Origin of the sequence: Pseudoalteromonas sp. bablab_jr010 (assembly GCF_016464105.1) — a bacterium.
Taxonomy (GTDB): domain Bacteria; phylum Pseudomonadota; class Gammaproteobacteria; order Enterobacterales; family Alteromonadaceae; genus Pseudoalteromonas; species Pseudoalteromonas simplex.
This window is the reverse complement of the sequence record NZ_JACDWV010000058.1, coordinates 19,168-41,001: the sequence shown is the minus strand read 5'-3', so window position 1 is coordinate 41,001 and position 21,834 is coordinate 19,168. Positions and strand designations below refer to the sequence as shown.

The 21,834-nt window shown below is 40.2% G+C and carries 26 protein-coding genes; 3 read left to right on the top strand and 23 right to left on the bottom strand.

Annotated elements, in window-relative coordinates:
* Positions 1-2: 2 nt before the first annotated feature.
* The 16 genes from JIG37_RS03880 to dapA all read right to left on the bottom strand — a co-directional run bounded on the left by JIG37_RS03880 (position 3) and on the right by dapA (position 13,481).
* On the bottom strand, positions 3-554 hold the full coding sequence (locus JIG37_RS03880; protein WP_138599443.1) for a DUF3261 domain-containing protein: 552 nt from the start codon (positions 552-554) through the stop codon (positions 3-5).
* The gene (locus tag JIG37_RS03875; protein WP_199528726.1) at positions 542-1,783 is read right to left on the bottom strand and encodes a tryptophan 7-halogenase; all 1,242 of its coding nucleotides are present in this window, start codon (positions 1,781-1,783) and stop codon (positions 542-544) included. Before JIG37_RS03875 ends, JIG37_RS03880 begins: the two co-directional genes overlap by 13 nt.
* Positions 1,784-1,786: 3 nt before the next feature.
* Positions 1,787-4,006 (bottom strand): transporter, encoded by a 2,220-nt coding sequence (locus JIG37_RS03870; protein WP_199528725.1) that lies wholly within the window; start codon positions 4,004-4,006, stop codon positions 1,787-1,789.
* Positions 4,003-4,521, bottom strand: coding sequence for an outer membrane lipoprotein carrier protein LolA (locus JIG37_RS03865; protein ID WP_199528724.1), 519 nt, complete (start codon positions 4,519-4,521; stop codon positions 4,003-4,005). Before JIG37_RS03865 ends, JIG37_RS03870 begins: the two co-directional genes overlap by 4 nt.
* Positions 4,521-4,946, bottom strand: coding sequence for an acyl-CoA thioesterase (locus JIG37_RS03860; protein WP_199528723.1), 426 nt, complete (start codon positions 4,944-4,946; stop codon positions 4,521-4,523). Before JIG37_RS03860 ends, JIG37_RS03865 begins: the two co-directional genes overlap by 1 nt.
* Entirely contained in the window at positions 4,939-6,483 is a 1,545-nt protein-coding gene (locus JIG37_RS03855; protein WP_199528722.1) for an aromatic amino acid ammonia-lyase, read from the bottom strand. Before JIG37_RS03855 ends, JIG37_RS03860 begins: the two co-directional genes overlap by 8 nt.
* Before the next feature lies 1 nt (position 6,484).
* Entirely contained in the window at positions 6,485-7,453 is a 969-nt protein-coding gene (locus tag JIG37_RS03850) for an acyltransferase (protein WP_138599438.1), read from the bottom strand.
* Complete coding sequence (locus JIG37_RS03845) at positions 7,453-8,190, bottom strand: glycosyltransferase family 2 protein (protein WP_199528721.1); 738 nt, start codon at positions 8,188-8,190, stop codon at positions 7,453-7,455. Before JIG37_RS03845 ends, JIG37_RS03850 begins: the two co-directional genes overlap by 1 nt.
* A 3-nt stretch (positions 8,191-8,193) precedes the next feature.
* Complete coding sequence (locus JIG37_RS03840) at positions 8,194-8,547, bottom strand: thioester dehydrase (protein ID WP_119853021.1); 354 nt, start codon at positions 8,545-8,547, stop codon at positions 8,194-8,196.
* Positions 8,531-9,889: a class I adenylate-forming enzyme family protein gene (locus JIG37_RS03835; protein ID WP_199528720.1), complete on the bottom strand. Its 1,359-nt coding sequence runs from the start codon at positions 9,887-9,889 to the stop codon at positions 8,531-8,533. Before JIG37_RS03835 ends, JIG37_RS03840 begins: the two co-directional genes overlap by 17 nt.
* Positions 9,876-10,442 (bottom strand): hypothetical protein, encoded by a 567-nt coding sequence (locus JIG37_RS03830; protein ID WP_138599435.1) that lies wholly within the window; start codon positions 10,440-10,442, stop codon positions 9,876-9,878. The genes JIG37_RS03835 and JIG37_RS03830 overlap by 14 nt, the downstream gene beginning before the upstream one ends.
* An 8-nt stretch (positions 10,443-10,450) precedes the next feature.
* Complete coding sequence (locus tag JIG37_RS03825; protein WP_054554554.1) at positions 10,451-10,696, bottom strand: acyl carrier protein; 246 nt, start codon at positions 10,694-10,696, stop codon at positions 10,451-10,453.
* 25 nt (positions 10,697-10,721) lie between these two features.
* Positions 10,722-10,979 (bottom strand): phosphopantetheine-binding protein, encoded by a 258-nt coding sequence (locus tag JIG37_RS03820; RefSeq protein WP_054554555.1) that lies wholly within the window; start codon positions 10,977-10,979, stop codon positions 10,722-10,724.
* A complete protein-coding gene (locus JIG37_RS03815; RefSeq protein WP_138616491.1) occupies positions 10,976-11,761 on the bottom strand; it encodes a lysophospholipid acyltransferase family protein in 786 nt (261 codons plus the stop codon). Before JIG37_RS03815 ends, JIG37_RS03820 begins: the two co-directional genes overlap by 4 nt.
* Complete coding sequence (locus JIG37_RS03810) at positions 11,751-12,461, bottom strand: beta-ketoacyl synthase chain length factor (RefSeq protein WP_199528719.1); 711 nt, start codon at positions 12,459-12,461, stop codon at positions 11,751-11,753. The genes JIG37_RS03815 and JIG37_RS03810 overlap by 11 nt, the downstream gene beginning before the upstream one ends.
* Before the next feature lie 105 nt (positions 12,462-12,566).
* Positions 12,567-13,481, bottom strand: coding sequence for a 4-hydroxy-tetrahydrodipicolinate synthase (gene dapA, locus JIG37_RS03805; RefSeq protein WP_138616487.1), 915 nt, complete (start codon positions 13,479-13,481; stop codon positions 12,567-12,569).
* 160 nt (positions 13,482-13,641) lie between these two features.
* Here dapA and JIG37_RS03800 point away from each other — a divergent pair, with 160 nt between their 5' ends.
* Complete coding sequence (locus JIG37_RS03800; protein ID WP_138616485.1) at positions 13,642-14,295, top strand: DUF6058 family natural product biosynthesis protein; 654 nt, start codon at positions 13,642-13,644, stop codon at positions 14,293-14,295.
* A gap of 73 nt (positions 14,296-14,368) precedes the next feature.
* On the opposite strand, the gene JIG37_RS03795 is transcribed toward JIG37_RS03800, so the two are convergent.
* From JIG37_RS03795 to JIG37_RS03765, 7 genes are all read right to left on the bottom strand, one after another.
* Positions 14,369-14,656: a DUF3325 domain-containing protein gene (locus JIG37_RS03795; RefSeq protein ID WP_199528718.1), complete on the bottom strand. Its 288-nt coding sequence runs from the start codon at positions 14,654-14,656 to the stop codon at positions 14,369-14,371.
* A gap of 2 nt (positions 14,657-14,658) precedes the next feature.
* Entirely contained in the window at positions 14,659-16,191 is a 1,533-nt protein-coding gene (locus JIG37_RS03790; RefSeq protein ID WP_244664343.1) for a PepSY-associated TM helix domain-containing protein, read from the bottom strand.
* A complete protein-coding gene (locus JIG37_RS03785; RefSeq protein ID WP_166340778.1) occupies positions 16,188-16,484 on the bottom strand; it encodes a hypothetical protein in 297 nt (98 codons plus the stop codon). Before JIG37_RS03785 ends, JIG37_RS03790 begins: the two co-directional genes overlap by 4 nt.
* Positions 16,485-16,592: 108 nt before the next feature.
* Positions 16,593-18,737 carry a TonB-dependent receptor gene (locus JIG37_RS03780; RefSeq protein ID WP_199528717.1) on the bottom strand — a complete coding sequence of 715 codons (2,145 nt, stop codon included), beginning with the start codon at positions 18,735-18,737 and terminating at the stop codon, positions 16,593-16,595.
* Between the two features lie 87 nt (positions 18,738-18,824).
* On the bottom strand, positions 18,825-20,060 hold the full coding sequence (locus JIG37_RS03775) for a sensor histidine kinase (RefSeq protein ID WP_244664342.1): 1,236 nt from the start codon (positions 20,058-20,060) through the stop codon (positions 18,825-18,827).
* A gap of 98 nt (positions 20,061-20,158) precedes the next feature.
* Positions 20,159-20,845, bottom strand: a complete 687-nt coding sequence (locus JIG37_RS03770; RefSeq protein WP_199528715.1) for a response regulator transcription factor — start codon at positions 20,843-20,845, stop codon at positions 20,159-20,161.
* An 85-nt stretch (positions 20,846-20,930) separates the two neighbouring features.
* Positions 20,931-21,197 (bottom strand): hypothetical protein, encoded by a 267-nt coding sequence (locus JIG37_RS03765; protein ID WP_187490013.1) that lies wholly within the window; start codon positions 21,195-21,197, stop codon positions 20,931-20,933.
* 207 nt (positions 21,198-21,404) lie between these two features.
* On the opposite strand from JIG37_RS03765, the gene JIG37_RS03760 reads away from it, so the two are divergent.
* Entirely contained in the window at positions 21,405-21,656 is a 252-nt protein-coding gene (locus JIG37_RS03760; protein WP_054554560.1) for a type B 50S ribosomal protein L31, read from the top strand.
* 18 nt (positions 21,657-21,674) lie between these two features.
* Positions 21,675-21,812: a type B 50S ribosomal protein L36 gene (ykgO, locus tag JIG37_RS03755; RefSeq protein WP_054554561.1), complete on the top strand. Its 138-nt coding sequence runs from the start codon at positions 21,675-21,677 to the stop codon at positions 21,810-21,812.
* The last annotated feature ends 22 nt before the right edge of the window (positions 21,813-21,834 follow it).

Here is a 21,834-nt window from a genome sequence, read left to right as displayed (position 1 = left end):
AATCAATTAACCCTTTGAAATTTAATTTTGTAATCTCGCTGAAAGTTTACAAGTTCTGTTGTACCGTCTAAATAGCGAATTTCACTAATTAACTGTTCACCTTGATATAAGCGTCGCGTTGAGCCTTGTTCAACCAAGTTCAAATCATAAAGCTGCGAGTTAAGCACAGTAACTGGCCAGTGTACAAGCATGATATCAGCAAGAATATAGCGAGGATCAACCGCGTTGATAGGGAGCATTTTTTCGCTTTTAATCGGCCCTTGTGGCGCTTTTTCTAACTGAAAGATTGGCATACCTTGAGCCGTCATAACAGCCAAGTTAATACCCGTTTCACTGTTTAAACTCAGCTGCGCTAGTAATGTATGCTGCTCATCGCCATGGTGTACTTCAAGTACTTGCTGCCAATTATCGGCAACTAATGACGGCGGTGGATCAAGCAAATAAATCCCTGCATTTGGCGCTAAATCAACGCCCGTTTTTACTGCAAATTCACTGGCACAACTTGCCACTAATATGCTCAAGGTTAAAAGCAAAGAGCGTGTTAATCGCGACATAATTCAACCAACGTATTTAAGCGTTTGTTGCTTTGTTTTACAAATGGGTTTTGTAAATCCCATGCATAACCCGCAAGAATAGCACTGATCATCTCACGCACTTGTTGATTTTTCTCACTGTAAAAAATCACGTCTTGAAAAGAGCCATCATACCAAGCACTGACGTAGGTTCTAAAGCAATTAACCCCTTGTTGCAAAGGTTCACTGTAATCGTTTTTGAAATCAACTTGCTCACCACGTAAGTAGCTATCAACTAAAGGAGCAACCAATGAAGCTGATTTTAATGCAATCGTCACCCCAGATGAAAACACCGGATCTAAAAACTCACCAGCATTACCAAGTAGTGCAAAATGCTCACCATACAAGCTCGACACATTAGCCGAGTAGCCTTTGATAGCGCGCGCTTCGCCAATAGCTTCTCGATTGGCTAATAACTCACTTAAATAGCTATCTTGTTCAATAAATTCATTTAAACCAGCGAGTGGTTGTTTATCATTAAGTTGCTCTGGTTTACCAACTACACCAATGCTTGCCGTACCATCACTAAATGGGATCAGCCAATACCAAATATCTTTATGCTCTGGATGAACATTAATTAAGATTTTTTCGCGGTCAAACAGGGGATCGCTAATATTATCTTTAAAATGGCTGAAAAAAGCCCACCGTACAGGGAAATTTGATGCTGACTCTAAATCAAGTAAGCGAGGTAATACCCTACCAAAACCACTGGCATCAAGGACAAAGCGCCCTTTAATTTGATAGCGCTGCTGGTTTTCATCCGTAACATCAAGTAAAGCGCCATCCTCACAATCGGTGAACGCTAACACGCTATGTTGGTAACGTATTTCAGCCCCTTGCTGCATGGCACCATCGGCTAAGCACTTATCAAAGTCAGCGCGTTTTACCTGAAAAGTCGTGCCAGGGCCGTCGCTAAATTTCTCTGTAAAATCGATTGTTGTGTGGTCGCCCCGACGCTGAAACGCCGCACCATTTTTAAACTGAAAACTAAGCGATTGTGCCTGTGCTTGCACCGCTTGCTCAAGACCTGCTTCTGCTAAAAAGCTCATGCACTGGGGTAATAAACTTTCACCAATCGAAAAACGCGGAAAGGTTTGCTGCTCTAACACCACCACATGCCAACCTTTTTTCACCAGTAAACTAGCAGCCACGGCACCTGAAGGACCCGCACCAATAATAACAACATCAGCCTGTTGAACTTGATTATTCACCTATTATTTTTCCTTATTTTTAGGTAATGCAATACTGAGCGGCGCCAGGATATAGATACAAACTAGCCCCACTAATATCGTTAATCCGAAACTGAAAATGGCCGGTGTTTTCGAAACGGCCAACATGCCAAATACCCACATCGATGATGCCGCTGACAAACTAATTGCGAGTACATTGCTCGGGCTTAAGTTATTGACCTGATAAAACACCAAGTAATCGATTGCCAACGCTAATATCAATAAACAGCCTAATAAATTAAAAATCGACAGCTGAGATTGCAGCGCACTGCATAGTAGCAGTACAGCAGCGCTTGTTAGTACAAGCACTAACGTTTGCTTACACGCCGTTTTAAAGCCAAATTTAACGCTAAAGAGTAGTAACGCAAAGGTCATCGCAATGGCCAGTGTCACCAGTAACGAATTTGAGTAATGACTTAAACCTTCGCTTATCATCGCGACTTTATCGTAAACAATTAAATCTGGGTCAGCGTTGGCTAAATCCATCAGCTCGGATTTATTTACACCGGTTACCATAAACCAGCTTGCGGTTAGTGTATTGTTTGAGATCACTTGGTTAGCGATTAACGGCGCTAACGGTGAATTAAGTGCCGCGTTTAAATCAAGCATTGATGTTGAAAGCTCAACGGCCGTCCCTGTCATTTGGCTAACCACACTCATCGCTTGCTGGGCCGAATGCAGTTGCTCGTAGTTTTGCTGTTGTAATTGTTTACTAGGCACTAAGTCACTAAGCATCACAGCAGTGCCATCAAGGCCGAGAATAGTTGCTTTTAATGCTTCTTGTTGTACTAATAACTGCTGCGCATTATCGGCAAATAAAATCATGATTTGGCCATTATCTTTACCTAATAAAGACATATGCAGCGCTTCGTTTTGCATTAAATCAGCAGGACTTGCATTTAACAGCTTTACATCATCATTAATCACAGGGGGGTTTAGTAAAGCAAAAGCACTCAGAAACACTAGCATCAGCATGCTGAGTGAGACGCAATAATGCGTTAATCGTTCTAAATAACCACTTAACCTGTTTGCTAACTGATGCGCAACAGTGTTAATGGTTAAACCTGCTTGCCAATAAGGCAATAAAATACGGGTGCAAAGCCAAGCTGTAACTAGCCCTGCAACAACGAACACGCCAACTTGACTGAGTAACTGCACCGGTGAGAAAAACAAACTCGCGTAACCGAGTGTGGTGGTTAGTAACGACAACAACAGTGCCAGCTTAAGCCCTTGACTAAAACCTTGCGCCTGCTCGGTTAAATCAAGCATGCCATGAAATGCGTAATCAATGGCAATACCAATCAGCGTCACGGCAAACACCATGGTTAATACATGCACCTGACTAAAAATACTGATCAGCGCAATGGTGCCGCCAATAGCGGCGCTTATCACGGTTACAGAGGCCAGCCACAATGCATTTATTGAGCGAAACACCCATACCACCATCACAATAAGTGCCAGCAAGCTCACCGAACCAAACAAGGTCATTTCAAATTTGGCTTGCTGCGCATTTGCTGCGGTATGAAATAAAGCACCGGCATAGCGAATTTGCGTATCTGGATAGCGGCCTTCAAGCTCAGCGATATAGGCAACAATCTCATTGCTTAAAGCTATTGATTGATTTATTGAAAAGGCATTGTCAGCACTTTGCACGAATAACATTAAATACTCATCACCTTGATAGTTAATGTTAATTCGGCCATCTTGCAGCTCAAATCGCTGCATGTGTGCCATAGCCTCAGATAAGAACCCCGCTGTGGCAAGCGTAGGGTCTTGGTTGATAGTACTTGAAACAAAAGGATCAGCGACTTTACTCAATTGGCTAAAGTAATACTGTTGAAAGCGATTAGCGTCGCCAATCGCTTGCTTATATTCCTCGGACACTAAATGCCCGGCGTACTGACCGTAAAATGCTGCCAACTGGGATATTTCTGGTAACTTAAAACGAGGCTCAATATGTTTGCTAGAAAGCCACTGTTCTAAATCATCATAAGCTTTTACTGCATTCTCACCACGAAAAGAAAAGCTCAACTGCTGTTTATTAGCCGCAAAAAAGTGTTCTTCGACTTGCTGTAAGCGCGGCTCTGACTTTGGCAACAAAGCCAAAATATCATTATTCAACGTAGGCTGTTTTAGAATAAAAACAACCACTAAGGCGCTAACTAATAGGCTCAGCCAAGCGAGCGTTAGGCCCCATGCTTTCACTGTTTTTGCTCTTTATAAGGATAAGCAAAGCGTAATACAGTAAAGTTCCCATTTGCTTCTTGAAGACGCACACGGCTCACTAGCTCTGCTGCTTCACATAATTCGAACTGACTAAATAGCTGCTTTAGCAAGTCATCTTTAGGTAATAAAGTCTGACAACCGGGCTCTGCATGCTCTGCCATCGTAAATTGCTCAGCAAGTGCCACTTCATCATGCTTTAAAATCGCTTGCAGTAAATTAACGTAAGGCTCTGCACCTTTTTGTAGCTGCGGCTCATCTTGGTCATTCAGGGTATATACTTGCCCTTGCTTGATTAATAGCGTGCTTTTAACCGGAGATTCAACCTGCCATGTGAGGCCATCTTCAGCAAGTTCAAACGAGCCTGTTGATATAAAAGGTTTACTAAATCCTTTAAAATGCTTCTCTTGGCTAAATGTGCCTTGCTCTGCCACTGCGCTTGATGCAAACACAGGAAAAAAAACGAGCACACTCAGTAACAACACGCTTAATCGCATTAAATCACCTTTTGAAGTTTTTCATGTAGTACAGGCGGCGAAACAAACTGCATTTCTTTTTTCTCTAAATCAACCGCAACTTGGATAGTCGTTGCTTTGGTTAACTTTTTACCTGTAGCGCAATCAGTGATGACGTAATCGATACGTAATCGTGTTTCATATTCTTTTAAGTAGGCATCAACGCGGATTTTTTGTGTGAACAAAGCTGAGCCGACGTACTTAATATGCATGTCAATAATCGGCCACGCATAGCCAGACTCTTGCATTTGCACATAATCATAATCAAACAAACGCAGTAATTCGCAGCGCGCGACTTCTAAATAGCGCGGGTAATTACCATGCCATACCACATTCATTGGATCGCAATCATGAAAAGGAATTTCAATCTCAACATGAGTGCTCAGCAACGAGCCACGACTATGCATATAAACTCCAACGTTTTGTTTGAATGGCGTCAACTGTAAAACGAAGAACAGCCTCTAGAGGACGGTCTTCATCAAGCAGCGGGAAAAACTCGCTAATGTCTTGATACATACTTTGTACATCAGGGGTTAAACTAGCAAACTCAAGCTCGCCACTATTAATACGTAAACGCAAACCTTGAATACTCGCAAGCAAGGTACTAGCAACCACTTGCTCGGTAAGTTGCAATATACGCAAACAATCTCGTGCAGCGATGGTTCCCATGCTCACTTTATCTTGATTGTGACACTCGGTTGAACGAGAAAACACACTTGCTGGCATGGTCAGTTTTAATGCTTCGGCCGTGTATGCACTGGCACCAATTTGGACCGCTTTAAAACCATGGTTAATGTAGCGACGTTCATCATTACTCGCCGATAAATTAGAAGGCAAACCATTGTTATAGCGCGTATCAACTAAGGATGCGATTTGTCTGTCTGCTAAGTCAGCTAAATTAGCAACAGCGGTTTTCATGCTATCCATTACCATTGCAATATGACCGCCATAGAAGTGACCACCATGCAATACGTGCTCACCTTCACCATCGATAATTGGATTATCATTTGCCGAATTTAGTTCATTTTCAATCATTTGCCTAAACCACGGCAAACTATCTTGCAGCACACCAATAACATGTGGAGCACAGCGAATTGAATACCTATCTTGTAAGCGGTCAGCATTACGCGGGTGTTCTACATGGTTTAAGTCTCCACGGATCCATGCAGCTACTTGCTGTTGACCTGGATGTGGCTTCACCGAAAACAAAATATCATCAAAGTGATGACTGTTGCCTTTTAATGCAAGGCTTGCAAGGGCTGTTATACGGCTGGTCAGTTTGGCTAGATAATCAGCTCTATCATAAGCAAGACATGCCAAAGCTGTCATCACGGCAGTGCCATTCATAACTGCCAGCCCTTCTTTTGGGCGTAGCTTTAATGGCTGTAAGCCAAGTTCTTGCATCACCTCTAAACTGTTTTTAATTTCGCCTTTGTAATACACATCACGCTCGCCAACCATAGCACCGGCTACATATGAAAGCGGCGTTAAATCACCACTGGCTCCCACTGACCCTTCTTGCGGGATCACCGGTACGATATTGTGATTTAAAAAGTCACGTAGTAAATTCAACATCTCCCAGCTAACGCCAGAATAACCTTGTGAAAGCGAAGTTAAACGGGTCGCTAAAATAGCGCGCCCTTGGGCTTGATTAAACACATCGCCAAGGCCACAACCATGAAATCGAGTAAGATGCAGTGGTAACTCATTGACTAAATCAAGTGGCACTTTTACGGTCACCGAGTCGCCATAACCTGTGGTAACGCCATATATCACGCCATCATCTTCAAGCAACTTATCTAAAAAGGCCACGGCGCTGTCTATTTTATTCGCAAATTGACGGTCTGATGTTAACGCAACAGCACCTTGCTCTAATGCAATATGAACAATATCTTCGATTGATAAACGCTGTTGGCCAAATACGGTAGTCGAGTGCTCTGACACCTTAGTTCTCCTTGTTTTGACTACGAGACACTTGCTCGTCATTTTGCCAAAAATCATAAAAATTAAACCATTGATACGGATAGGCCGCAGCATAAAAACTGAGCCTTTGCGCATAATCGCTAACAATTTGTTGTAATGTTTGTTGCCTCGTTTTACGCGGTAAAACGAGCTTGTCGGCGTATTTTTCAAAAATCACGCGGTAACATGTCTCGCCATTTGGTTTTTTATCTTTTAAACAAAACAGATGAAACACCGGGCAATCTAACAGCGCAGCTAAAATAAATGGCCCTTGTGAAAAAGGGGCTGGCTTACCTAAAAAATCCGCTTCAATCACTCTTCCTGCGGTGGTGGTGCTGGTTCTATCACCGACAATCACCACAATTTCACCCTGCTCGACTTTTTCTTTGAGCATAATTGCCATATCTGGGCCAAGATCGGTTACTTGAATGAGGTTTACTGCAACATCCGGATTGATACTTTTCAGTAATTTATTAAATTCAACAGCATGATGCGTAAACACCAATACATTGATCGTTTTACTGTTTCGGTGTTGGCTAAGTGCTCTACACACCTCTAAATTGCCAAGGTGTGAGCCAATAAAAATAGCCCCTTGCTGTTGCTCATCGAGTTGTTTAAACAGCGCTTCGTTGGTGTAAAGAATATTATGTTGCTGAATTCGTCCAAGCCATGCATCTATTTTGTCAAAGGCGCTGTCAGCAAAGCAGCGAAAATGACGGAAGCTATCGCGCCAAGTAACCGCTTTGTTATTGCCATTCACTTTACGCGCTTGGGTTAAGAATGCATGTGACGCTTGACGGGCAGTTTTGCCTGTTAAAAACAAATAAAACACCACCGGAAACAACACCAACCACAAGCCTTTACGACCAAATACGCGATAGCACACGAGCAATATTTGCATGCCAAAGCGATTGCCACGTTCTTGCATTTTTGACCAGTGCTTTACAGCCATTAGCCAGCCACCTTACGCCAAAGTAGCTTGGGAGAGCGTAGCAACATACCAAAGAATAAACGCGTATGCAGCCACGAAATTCCCACGTTATCGTGTAAAGCTCGAAAATGAGATACGCCATTTTCAGGGTAAATAACCTGGGTTGGCAAAAACGTGACTTTAACACCTTGCCAATAAAGCCTGACTAAAATTTCAATATCAAAGTCCATGCGCTTGCCAAGCGCTTGCTTAGCCATTAATTGCTCAACGGCTGCTAAGGGATAAACCCGAAAACCACACATTGAATCAACAATATCAAAGCTGAGTGTTTCTACCCAAACCCAAAAATGGGTGATGTAACGACTCAAATAACGGTGCTTTGGCACGGAGCTATCATAAATAGGACAACCACTGATCACCTTGTGAGGTGATGCATTACTGAGTTCAATCAACTTACTAATATCTGCTAACGAATGCTGGCCGTCTGCATCAACCTGAATGGCATGGCTAAACCCTTGCTGATAGGCAGCCAGCAAGCCAGTTTGAACTGCCCCCCCCTTACCTTGATTTTGAACGTGGCTTATCAAGGTTAAAAAATCGTACTGCGCGTCAAGCTCTGCAAATACTTGCTTGGCATCAGCGTCACTGCCATCATCAACCATGATTATCGGCAGCTGTAGCTCTTTTAGCTCATCGAGTACAGCAGCAATAGCATGGGTGTGATTGTAATTAGGAATAACAATACAAAACTGGTTCATAGCTTAATCACAAAATACTATTCGACCGGATGCATGTTGGCCTTTGTCTGAGTGATAGCTAAACAGGCACTTGCCTTTTGCATTGCGCTCAAGAGTTAGGTTTACCGTCATATCGGGGGTTGTTACCACCTGAAACTTTAACACTTCTAAATCTTGTACTAGTTTGCCAAAACCCAAATATTGCTGAGCATATTTTACTGCCCAATCCAGCTGTACTACGCCTGCTAAAATTGGAGCATCAGGAAAGTGGCCGCGAAAATAATCTAAATCAGCCGCAATGGTTAACGCTAAACTCACGCTAGTTTCTGTTTGTGATAAAACGGCCACCTCTGGGGTCACGTTATTCAGACTTGGCAAAATACTGCTCCAATGTTTTTAAACTTAATTTAGCTTGGCTGTTAAAAGGAAGTGCATCGATATAGCGCCATTTACGCGGTAAGCAAATACGTTCAAAGCGGTTTGAGAGGTGCGCTTGTAATGTGCGGTTAATTGCCAATTTACCCTGCTGTTCAAGCTCTTTATTAGCTTCATCACTGAGCACAACCACCGCACCAATTTGCACGCGCTTAGCTGGAATAACCACCACTTTAACTTCTTTTACCCAGTCATGGCTTTGCAGATAACTCTCAAGCTCATCTAGATTCAAACGTTTTTCTTCAATTTTTATCGTTCTGTCTATACGGCCCAACAGTTTAAATTGACCATTTTTATGAACGAGTGCTCTATCGTCTAAAGGGAAATTTGATTGCTCTAAAATCGCAGAATCTAGCATCAAGCGTCCTTCATGATTCAGCGATAAAAAATTACCATTAAACGGCTGCCATGGTACATCAACCGCGGCTTGTGTAACTTGTCGATAAGCAATACCGCCGGTTTCGGTACTGCCAAATACTTGGGTAGCTGGGCGAGCTAACTGGTTAAATAAAGTTTCGGCATGCTCATTATTGAGTGGTCCGCCAGAGGAAAATAACCATTTAATTTTGTCGCGCTCAGGAATTAACACATTATCAGCGCATAAACGACCAAGTTGCGCAGGGCTTGAAACGAGCGCTGCATAACGAATATTTTTTAGCCTTTGCGCAATATGCTCAGGGTACTGAATTTGTTCACTATCAATTATATGGCCTTTCGCCAACGGCCAAAGTAAGCGAAACAATAAACCGTAAATATGCTGATGCGAAACAGTTGCTAAAAACGTAAATTGGCTGGGTAAGTCAAATGACATTGAAAGTACTGCAAGCTCTCGATTTAGTACCCGCCACGGTTTTACTATTGGTTTAGATTGTCCTGATGAGCCTGACGTATAAAATATAACTGCTGTGTTTGTTGGCCATTGTAAACGGTTAGTTTGCAAAGGCGTGTGACCCAGACTGTGTTCAAGGTTGGTAAATAGCACATCATCATCGATATTGGTCGCATCGCCTGCAAAAAAAGCAGACTGAGCAAGCAATAAACTTAAGGTTTCGTGCTGACCATTAGGCGGAAGAATAACATTATGACCACTACACGCTAAGGCAAATAAGCGCACTGCAAATTGGTAGGTATCGGGGTGGAATAACACCACATGACTGCCAGCTTTAAGCGCCGTAAGCTTACTTTGATAAGCGGCAATATCAGCAAAAAACTGTGTGTGTGTTATTGGCTGCCCTGCAATAACAAATGCAGCATCTGGGTGAAATTTCAGGTTACTCGATACCATTATTTTTAACCTTTTGTCTAACAAGCCATTCCACAAGGCCCAAGAGAGCTATCAAAATATAGGCTACTAGTCCGTTGTACAGTGTCCATGTCTGTAACGAAGTAAATAGGCTAGTGTATAACGCAATACTGCCATTAATAATAAAAAACGCGCACCATACTTTAGTAACTTGGCGCGTGTAATTAACCCCTTTTTCATCAAGCTCAGGCTCTTTAATTCGAGCAAAACTCTCAATGACTGTTGGGCCACTTTTCAGCGAATAAGCAAAGGTTATGGCCATTACTGTATTTATAATGACCGGGTAAAGTTTCAAGCCCAGATCATTGTTAAAAAACTGCGTTGTTGCTAAAGCGATAATAGCCAAAATAGAGGCTGGCTTTATCCATGGCATAGATGTGAGCAGCTTTTTGCTCAGCAAAAGCCTTAGACCTAACAATACCATCAGTACCAAGCTCACTTGCCTTATTGAGATATGCTGTAATCCAAAATACACAATAAATGGGTATAAAGATAAGCACACTAAAAGCAGTGTTGTGGTTATCGCTTTGAGCATAGTAATGTTTATGAAACGAGTTTTTCTACTTCATTTACAACATCTTGCACAGTACGAACTTGTTTAAATGCATCTGGCTCAATTTTCTTGCCAGTGATTTCGCGTAGTTTTACAACTAAATCAACAGCATCAATGCTATCAAGATCTAGGTCTTGATACAGGTGCGCATCTAGGCTGATATCATCAGCATCAATCTCAAATTCATCTACTAAAATGCCCTGTAAAACGTTGTAAATGTCAGCAGCGGTTTTCATGCTTATTCCTACTTCTAAGTCTGTATTATGATTGGTGTTGGTTAATAAATTCTGCCAGTGCATCTACTGATGCAAAATGGGCTTTTGTTTGTTCTGAGTTTGCGTCAATTTTAACGTTAAACTCTTTTTTAATGGCTAAGCCAAGCTCTAACGCATCGATGCTATCTAGGCCTAAACCATCAACAAACAAAGGTTGGTCATTTTCAATATCATCCACGGTAATATCTTCAAGATCTAAGCTGCTAATGATTAATTGTTTTATTTTGTTCTTTAGTTCAGTCATAGGTGCCTGAGTTCCTCTGAAAAGTAATGTTGCAAATCACGGGTTAATTGTCGTGCTTGCATGGCGGGTTGTTCATTATTAAATGTGTCGTTAAACGTAAATGGGTCAGTGGCAAAGCGCATCTCAAAATGCGCTTTTGTTGCGGCAACGCAATACCATGGTGTGCCTTTGGTCAAAGTGCTGGGTTTCATACTAATCAGCACTGAGGTTATAGGGGCTTTACAACGCGCAGCAATATTTGCCGCACCACGCTTAAATTTTAACTGTTCACCTGGGGTTGTGCGAGTGCCTTCAGGAAAGATAATCAGGTTATTTCCAGCAGCGAGTGACGCTTCACATTCATTCAGTAACTCTTGCGGATCTTCATTACTAATATAACCTGTGCCTTTAATTACGCCGCGCATAAATGGATTTTTAAATAAGTGTGCTTTGACCATGCAATCAGCATTTTTAATTACAGATATCAGCACTACAACATCAATTAATGAAGGATGATTGGCAAGTACTAACTGCCCTTTAAGATCATGAAATTTCTGTTTATCTTGCACAGAGAAATGGATAGCACCGGTGTAATGCATTAAGGCAACAAAGAATTTAAAACTATAGTGAACCGTTAAACGGGCTTTTTGCTTACATTTAGCTTGGCAAGGTTCAAATAAACGTTGTAAAGGCAAAACCAACAAGGTAAGTAAAATACCGCCAAACCCAAAAACAGCAAAGCAAAAACCAGTTGCTAATACACGCCAAATTTTGTTCAGCTTTTTATATAAATTAGCCACCATGGTACTGTAGCATCCAAGCTGATTGTTGATGTGTCAGCAGCGATTGTGATCCTTTGCTTGCTAAAGCAGCTGCTAACTGTAGACTCAAGGGTAAGCACGAGTCACTTTGAGAGTGTTCAGATTCAGGAAGTTTTGTTAATTCAAAATACGGTTTGTCTACCTGAACTTTGGATAATATGAACGACACACTATGAGCGATTTGTTGCTCATCGCTAAATGGTAAGTATTCATCAGGTAATACACTTTCGGCATGGGCAACCAAAATTTGCTGCTCAACACCACTCTGGACACGTGCAAAACCATCAATCATGGCTGAAATAATGCTGTCTTGACCACCTGCTATGGCATTCATCGGGGCTTTGTTTTTTGCAATAATCGAGAACAAGCCTGTTGCAGCATTATGTACACTCAAACCAAATGCGGTCGGAGAAAGCGGTTCTTGTTCAACAAGTGAATGCAATAGCTGCGCTGTTTTAGGTAAGTCGCCATGACGAGATGAAAAATTAACGGCTAACTGCTGATGCTCACCTTGCGCTTGATGCATAGTATGAAGTGCCATTTTCATAAACGGGCTTAGACGGCGGCGCTGCATTGGTGCAACCCAGCTTAAATCAAGGTCAGGGTGATCAAGATGGCTTAATTCTGCAATTTGTTGCTCGGGCGCAACCCATACACACAAATTATTAACAACAAATTTCACAAATATTATTCTTTTAGCGCCAAACGATTGCTAATTTTACCCATAAGGCATAAAAAAGTAAAATAATGGTGCTTAATTGTAGTGAAATTAAGCACCCATTCATCTTTATCGTAAAATAACGTCTTTTTCGTCTAAAAGTTGTGCTTTTTCGCCTACTATATCTGCAATATCAAGTTCGTTAATGTAGTCTAAACCGATTTCTTGCTGCGCACATGTAAGTGGCACATAAGGAAGACGGAACACAGGGTTCACGGCGCCTGTCATCATCAGCGCCGTATTAATAGCGATTGGGTTAGGTTCGCAGAATAGCCAGCCCATAAGTGGCTGCAGTTTTGCATTAAGTGCATCATTTTGCTCATCCATTAACTGACGGAACAAGCCCGGAATAATGTTAGATGTAACCGAAATAACACCGTGAGCATTATGAATGTGCCGTGCATCATGTGCTTCATCGTCATTACCAGACCAACAAGCAATACCTTGCTGTTCATAATGAGCAATACGCTCATTGCCACCGCACTCTTTTACACCGATAAAGTTTTCGTGCTTAGCGAGTGGCTCAATGATATCTGGTGTTAAATCTTGGCCTGTACGACCTGCTACGTTGTAGATAAACGCAGGACCAATATCAAGTAAACGGTTAAAGTGCTCTTTCACACCCGCCAGTGACGTGCGCCCGTAATAAGGGTTGATTTGTAACGCGGCATCCATACCGGTGGCAAAACCATACTGGGTTGCTTTAATCGCTTCACGCGTGTTGTTGCTACCTGTATTACCAACAATTAATAAACGATCAGAGAATTTACTAACACTGTGTGCAATTAGCATTAAGTGTTCTTCCCAATTCATTAATTGGCCTTCACCTGTGGTACCACCGACGATGATGCCATCAACACCAGCTGCAATTTGCTGCTCAACAAGGTCGTCATAACATGCAAGATCAATGTCACCATTAGTTAAATACGGTGTTTTTATAGCGGTGATCAAACTTGCTTGTTTAATTGTTTCTAGGTTGCGCATAACTTTTTTAATGTTTGGAAAATTTGCGCTAGTTGTATCATAAACACAGGCATTTTCCGAGTAATGAGCTGCAATAAATAAAAATACTTGAGAAAAAATCAAAGTTAAGCCAAAATCAAATACTGTATGAATTAACAGTATTTATTGTGAGTATTTGATAATGCAACTTTCTAAATTTTTGGCAACCTACTTTTATACTACCGAAGAGCTGTGCCATACCCTATCAATTGATGAGGAAACGCTATCGGCATGGCAACAAAGTAGTTTATTTCCAAAACCGAGTTACTGTTTGCAGAGTCAATTAGAATGCAGTTCGTATTCGGGCATTTATCAATGCGAAGAATATCAAGACTATTACCCTCGTGGCGCCGCTAGTTGGGGGCAATTAATTATCAAACATGACATAACCTCATCCTGCCAAGCGTTTAATTATTTTGCTCAGCAATATTCGAATCAACTTAGTAAGCTTGCCGAGCAAGGCTTTGCTATCAATGAAGAATTATTTGGCAGTGAAATTGACGAGCACTTACAGCAAGTTTGGCAACAGTTTTTATGCAGTAAATACGGTGTGCTCACACAAAATGGCTTAGTTGAAGAAGCCGTTCAGCTAGATGTGGCCAAGTTATTGATTGATGATATTACTGAAATGCGCACTAAAACAGGTTTAAACATGGATGAACGTCAAAGCTTGCATAAGGCACTAAAACTAATAAATCGCGCGTTAAGCCATGGTACGGGCAACGAAGGTAAAAATACCTTACGCCATCGTTATATTGATGACGTAGTGGCAAAATACGACTTGTCTGTAAAATAGTTAATTTTAAATTACTGATGGTTGATAGAGCAACTAATGACCAGCTGCTCTAGGTATAATTTAAGATTGATCATTAAATTAATAAGAAAAGTCGCAGTACTCTTGGTTTAAAACTTAGCGCTAACACACACAAGCTAGAGCTAAATGTTATGGTTGCAAACCAATACACAAACCCAAGTGCGGTTCCCCAAATAAATAAAGCAAAAATGATTGCAGCAAGCATAAACCCCGCACCAAATGCAGCCACTAAATAACGAGTAATTCTATTTGGCCGCCTTTTAGAAAAAACGAGAGTATAGTTTTTTGTGATTGTAAAGCTTAAATAAACAATACCTAAAGTTACCAAAATAAACTCTAACAAAATTAACATACCTGCTCCTTTCTACCCACAGTAATAGCTGATATAAGAAGTAATACTGCTGTAACTAACATTGAGATATCAAACCCTAACATCAGCCAATCTTGATTGAAGAAACTAACCAAAAGATTATGATCGGTTGTTAATGCATTTATTAGCGGAATAAGCATGTAAGAGAATGCGGCGACATACAAAAGTTTTGGCCATAAACTCGCCCTTTTGTAAAACAGACTGAATAATAAACAGCTCGCTAAAGCGATAAACAAGCTATGCATTTCCCATTCAGCACGATCAACAAAGCCCACTGGGAGTAAGCGGTTGCTTATAAAATAGCATGCCACACCAACTGGCAACCCGACTATAAAACCTGCATTTAATCGCGACAGTAAAGGAAGGGTATCCGTATCCTTAGATTGCTTTTTCTTTAACCAAATAATGGCACCTGAAGCGACCATTCCAGCTCCAAATAAGCCGGAAATAAAATACAACCAGCGTAAATAAGGCCCTGCAAATAACCCTTCATGCAAATGTTCAAGAATATCATATACTTTTGCAGCAGCGCCTGCTTTTCCTTGCTGAAGGGTCATTTCAACATACCTTTCACTTAAACTGTACGTAACTAGTGAGGCATATTCGATCCCCTTGCCTGCTTCAAACCAAACTTCATAAGTTGGTAACGCTGTATCTCTATTTGTTATTCCCAAATAGCTAATGTTTTTATTTCCAAAACGTGTTTTGGCGTCGGCTAAAACAGCGCTTAATGATAAAGTTTGAGATGCAAAGTCGATACGTTGAGTATCAGTTAATTCTAGTTGTGCTAAATCATAAAATTCTCGATGCTTTGCTCTTCCTTCACCAAAGGTACTTTCAATAACAGGTGCCATAGATACACTCATTAACAAAACTAAGCCACTGTAAGTTATCATCAAATGAAAAGGCAAAGGTAAGACGCTAAAAACATTGTGAATATCAAGCCAAGAACGTAAACCTTTGTTACTTCTAAAAGTGAAAAACTCTAGAAATATTTTTTTATGAATAATTACACCCGTAACAAGTGCTATTAACATCAACATAGTACCGACACTAGTTAATATATAGCCTGCGACTAACGGCATGTAATGCAAATTATAATGCAAGCGATATAATGTTTCGCCTCCACTTGTATTTCGTACTTCTCGTATTTCACCATTTAGGGGATCAATATTCTTTTCGTGCCATTGCCTTGGAATATTTAAGTTAGGATCTGCCAGTTGTAACCATGAAATTTCAATATACGGATCGCGTGAACTTGGGTAGCTGATGTACCATTGTGATGCTTCTTTGGCATGTTGATGTAATTCTTTTTCAGCAATGTTCAATACAATTTCATCAGCGATATCTTGATTGGTAATTGCAAGTTCAGGTTTCATCCAGCGATCTATTTCATTTTCAAAATAACCCAAACTTCCGGTAACGAAAATAAAATAAAGTAACCACGCAAATGAGAAGCCTGCCCAAGTGTGCAACCAATTCATTGATTGCCTAAATCGTCCTTTCATGTGTTACCTCCACCTTGAAAAAACAAGTTTATGCTTAAAAAGGTTCCACAAGACAGCATAATGAAAAGAGCTGCTTTTAATGAGGTTTTTACAGAAAAAACAACAATTACAGCAATGGTATAGACGATAAAGCTCAGCATCATACCTGCCGCAATATCATCCACTCGACCATCGAGTACAACATCCGCAACAAACACGGCAAATAAATAAGATAGGTAGTAGCCTCCAACTAACGATAGAAGCACGCGAAAGATGACCTGCATAGCAAGTGTGTGATCAGATATTTTTTTCATTGACGGTATTTTAAAAATAAATGAAATGAGGTACTGCACTGTACTAGAAAAACACAGTGCAGCTATGTGAACTAAATAACTTCAATATGTAAATATCAAGAAATTAATTTAGAAACGATATGAAGCACTTAAACGTATATCGCGGCCTTGTTCTTTTATGCCCACCACGCTTTCGTATCCTGGGATGTGGCCGTAATCAGCGACACTACCATGACTACGATAAGATTCATCGAATAAGTTTTGAATAGATATATCTAATCGCAAACTTTCAAACGGCTCATAACTCACATAAGCATCAACCAGATCATAGCCAGGTTTATTGATCGTTTCTAACTCACTAACCCAACCAAGTTCCATCGAGCGATGAAAAACTTCAATATTATTTAAGCTTGCAACGTTCTGATAGTTAATGCCAAATTTTAAATCATCACTAATTTGATAATTAAAGTTAACATTAATTGAGTCACCAACCGCATTACCTAAACCGCCATACTCATACGCCGCAAGTTCAATACCATCCAACTCAACTACACTGTACCCTGAGTCCGTATTTGTATCGGGCCATACAAATTGAGTATTATTAAGCTCAACGTCGTTATGGTTAAAACTAATGATAATATCAAAGTTATCCGCTTGATAACCTGCTACAAGCTCAACACCTTGTGTTTCAAGATCGCCAATGTTTTCATAAAAAACACCTTCCCGACCTTTAAATTTATCGAATACCACATCATTGATAGTACTTTGATATACAGACGCTTCAAATAACCAAGTTCCATCATTATATTCTAAACCAACCTCGGCATTTTCAACCTCTTCCGGCTCCAGAGCTGGGTTAGGAGTTAATTCACCCACAGTAAATGCATCTGCGACTTGACGACCTCTGAGTGCTTGCGCATAACCCGCCGTCAGTTTAATGCTTTCATTAAACTGATAGGTGAAGCCTAGGTTACCACTAAAACCATCTTGCTTATCTGTAGAGTATTCACTTGATGAGGTAATAGGGTTGCCATTTGTGTCAGTTTCAACGACCCAAACACCATCAACTTTAATCCAGTTAGCCTCTTCACCTTTGTGGTCAAGTTCATAAGCATCATAGCGTACACCTAGGCTGAGTAATAAAGCATCTGTGAGCTGCCAATGATCTTGTAAATAAAGTCCTGTTACAGTGCCTTCTTCATCAAAAATCCCACCAAAGTCTTCATATGATTGAGAGTCAACTTCATCCACCTTTTGCTCTATACCATAAGTTATTGAGTGTGAGCCTAAGTCTGAGATGTTGCGAATATCAAAACCTGTCGTTTTAATTGATGCATCCCATGTGTAAAGTTCTCGTTTAAATGATGATTCAGTTTGATATAACGTGGTCTCAAGATTAATTAAATCACTACGGTACCATGCATGATTGATAACAAATGTTTCACGCTCGCCCCAAGAATCAAACAAAGGATCTGTCTCTAAAGGTGCCCAGTTAGTTTGTTTTCCAAACTCACCTTCTTCTTTTCTTCTCTCATAACTAACTGCTAATGTTTGGTTTTCAGTTAGTTCAGCGTTGACCTTAACAAATCCTAAAGTTTGATCTGCCCCGGTTCCAGGAATTTCTTCTCCATCACCGTCTTCCATATCTTCACGACTAACATTTACATACGATGCCAGAACATTGACAGACTCAGTCACGCGGCCAAATAAAGAGATGCTTTCTTTGTGACCTTCATTCGAGAAGTAACTAGCTTTAAGTATACCGCCGAACTGCTCGCTTTCACTAAGCAGATCATCTGCTGATTTTGTTTTGAAACGAATTGCACCGCCAACTGCACCACTTCCCGCAGTTGCTTCACCAGCCCCAGCTTGTACTTCAACACTACGCAACAATTCAGGTTCAATAGCCACACGACCTATATGGTGAAATAATGTACTTGTCTGCGGGGCACCATCTACAGTGACATTTAACATTGAATCTTCAATGCCACGTACAAATATTTTTTGCGCGATTCCTAATGAACCACCAACGGTAACTGAAGGGGTGTGTCGAAAAATATCTTCTAAATCATTTGCCTGATAACTTTCAAGCTCTTCGGGTGTAATTGCAGAATTTGTTGTTGCACCCACTACGGTAATTTTTTCTATCTTCTTTTCGCCATCTACTTTTTCTAAGTCTTCTGAATTAGCGTAAAAGGTCGAAGCTGTAGACAAAATGATTGCGGTTAAAGTATTTAATTTAAATCGATGCTGGTTGCTTATTTTGGTTTGCATGAGTGATTCTCTAGTTAACAATTAGAAGTTAATTAGAATTATTACTATTTAGAAAGGATAAAAGTAGCAATTTTACAATTGTTACATTTAGTAAATAGGAATCATTATCACCGCAGTCAGACCTAACTTTGCATTGTTCTGTAATTTGACAGATGCTCTGACACTCTCTAAATGACGTTTTGCTAAAGCAAGCCCTAAGCCAAAACTATCACCTTCAGCGATTCGCGCTTGGTCAACTCTAAAGAATGGTTCAAATACCTTTTCTAAATACTGTGATGGAATACCTGGGCCTTGATCGCATACACTTATTAAAAAATAGTTACTTTCATTTATTAATGTAACACTAACCGTTTTGCCAATTGGTGTGTAACGTAACGCATTGCGGATAATATTCTCTATCGCAGGAGCAAGTGCTCTGTGACAGGTGTTGTAAACCAATGCACTGTCTTCAGAAGTAAAAATAATATTATGTTCTGGGAATTCATATCGGGCATCATCTAGAAGTACATCTAGTAAATCAACTAAATCCACACTTTCTTGTTGAAGAATTGGCTTTTCATTATCAAGCCAAGCCAATGTTAAGCTATCTTCAACTAGTTTACGAATGTGCTTTGACTCTCGATTTATTCGCTTTAAATATACCTCTGCATTCTCTAGTTCAAAATGAGAAACTGTAATGTCTAACCGAGTAAGCGGCGTTCGTAACTCATGAGATAAATCACCTATTAGCTGTCTTTGAGCATTGATCAATTCACCTATTCTGATGGCCATTTTATCAAAGGTTTTAGCCAAATCAGCCAGCTCATCATTACGACGACCTAAATGTTCAGCGACGCGTACTGAAAAATTTCCTCGACTAAATTCAGTTGTAGCTCTTTTAAGTTTTTGTAAAGGTGTAATGATGTGAAAATAAATTGTGAATGACAAAATAGCCAAAACCAGCATAGGTACAAGAATTTGTAAGGCAAACTTTGTTGTTGTCCAATGGCTCCCAGGGCGCATACGTTCAGGCAGTTTTATTAAGAAACTCATCTCCCCATTCGAAAAGGGAAGCTCCATAACGGGGTTTTCAGCAAAATACAAATGTATTTTCCATTCGATACTTCTTCCAAAATGATAAGCCCCCACTATATGTTTATCTATTTCATCTCCCGCTATATGCAAAGCCTTAAATCCAGCGATTGCGACATAAGTATGCTCTTGCTCTTTAAGTTTCTTAAGCCAAGACTCTAATTTTTGTAATTCTCCAGCATCATAGAAAGACTCAGCTTTAGCCGCCCATGCTTTTAATTGAGCACGATCTTGCTCGGCAATAAAACTCATACTCTCTTCAGTTTTTAGAGTGAAAATATGGATCAGATAAAAAAAAGACACTAGTCCTGTGGCTAAGATTAAGCATAGCTTCCATAACAAACGCCTTTTCATTTGAAACAATAACCTTTGCCATGAACCGTTTGTAAACGTTCACCATTCCAATTTGCAAGGGTCAACTTTCTTCTTACACGACTTAGATGCATATCAAGACTTCGATCATAAGCGCCGTACTTTTTATTCAAAACTGATTCATATAACGATGATTTGCAAATTACTTTGTTTTTGTTAGCAACAAGCTCCCAAAGTAACTTAAATTGAATGGGTGTGAACTCAATAGATTGTGAATTTACTTGAATCGATTGCGTTGCTGCATTTAAATACAAACCATCGACTGTAATTTCAAACTGATTTGTAATCTGCGTATTACTTTGACTTCGCCTGAGCAGGCTTTCAATACGCAATAATAACTCTTTAGTGTTAAAAGGTTTAGCCACGTAATCGTCGGCACCATGACTCAAACCGACTATTCGTTCTTCTTCTGCACCTTTTGCTGACACCATGATTACCGGTACTTGAGATGATTTTCTCAGCAACTTAAGCAAGCTAACACCATCTAATTTTGGTAGCATTTTATCTAACAATACCAAATGATACTGCTGCTTTAACGCAAGTTGTAAACCAACCTCACCATCAAAACATTGTTCAACACAATAACCTGATTTTGTTAATAAATCTTTTAAATAACTACTCAGTGTAGTGTCATCTTCTATCAGTAAAACGTTAATTTCAGCCACAAGGTAAAAACAAATAAGAATTAATTGTATTTACAATGATAAAGTCTGCCCCTATAAAAGGCAATAAAGGAAACGTTACTTACGATTAATCTAAATGCTCGTACTGACCTCGATACACTTCAAAAGTCTTCACAACAGTGTGTTGCTCTTTACTTAGATTATCAAACCAGGTATCGAAACGCTCATCATCATCTTGTTCACTTAACGCTAAATACTGGGCCAATAATTCAATAATATCGTTGTGAGTACACGACAAGGTGTCTACATGATTAGCTAAAACAGAATGGTCTTTATCGCGAAGCGTGTTCATTACATTTTGATCTAGTTCTTCACGGCTAGTTTTATCATTCACTTCCATATCCCTCTTAAAAATAAGCACGCATACCTAGTTATAACAGCCTTATCGACAATATCCAGCTTTTTAAATCTAACTGCTTATTGATTGTTCAGCTTGTACAAATTTAAGACAACGCGATATAAATAAGAATCATTTTTATCTTGATCTAAATAGTCAACCACCCTATAATCGCTACATTATCACATAACAAACAGGTGCATTATGAAGCCAAATATCCACCCTGATTACCAGCAAGTCGCTTTTCATGATACAGCGGCAGACAGCTACTTTATTATTGGTTCGACAATCAAAACTACACGTACGATCGAACTTAAAGGCAAAACTTATCCTTATGTACCAATTGACGTATCAAGCGATTCGCACCCGTTCTATACAGGTAAACAAAAAGCCGTTGCGAGCGATGGCCGTGTTGCAGCGTTTAATCGTCGTTTCAAAAACTTGGCGAGCAAATAGTTGCTTTAAGGAAAGAACATGAAAGTATTAAGTTCATTAAAAAGCGCTAAGAACCGCCCGGGCTGCCAAATCGTAAAACGTAAAGGTCGTGTCTATGTTATTAATAAAGACAACCCGCGTTTTAAAGCAGTTCAAGGTAAAAAGAAAAAGCGTTAAAAAAGGTGCCTCGGCACCTTTT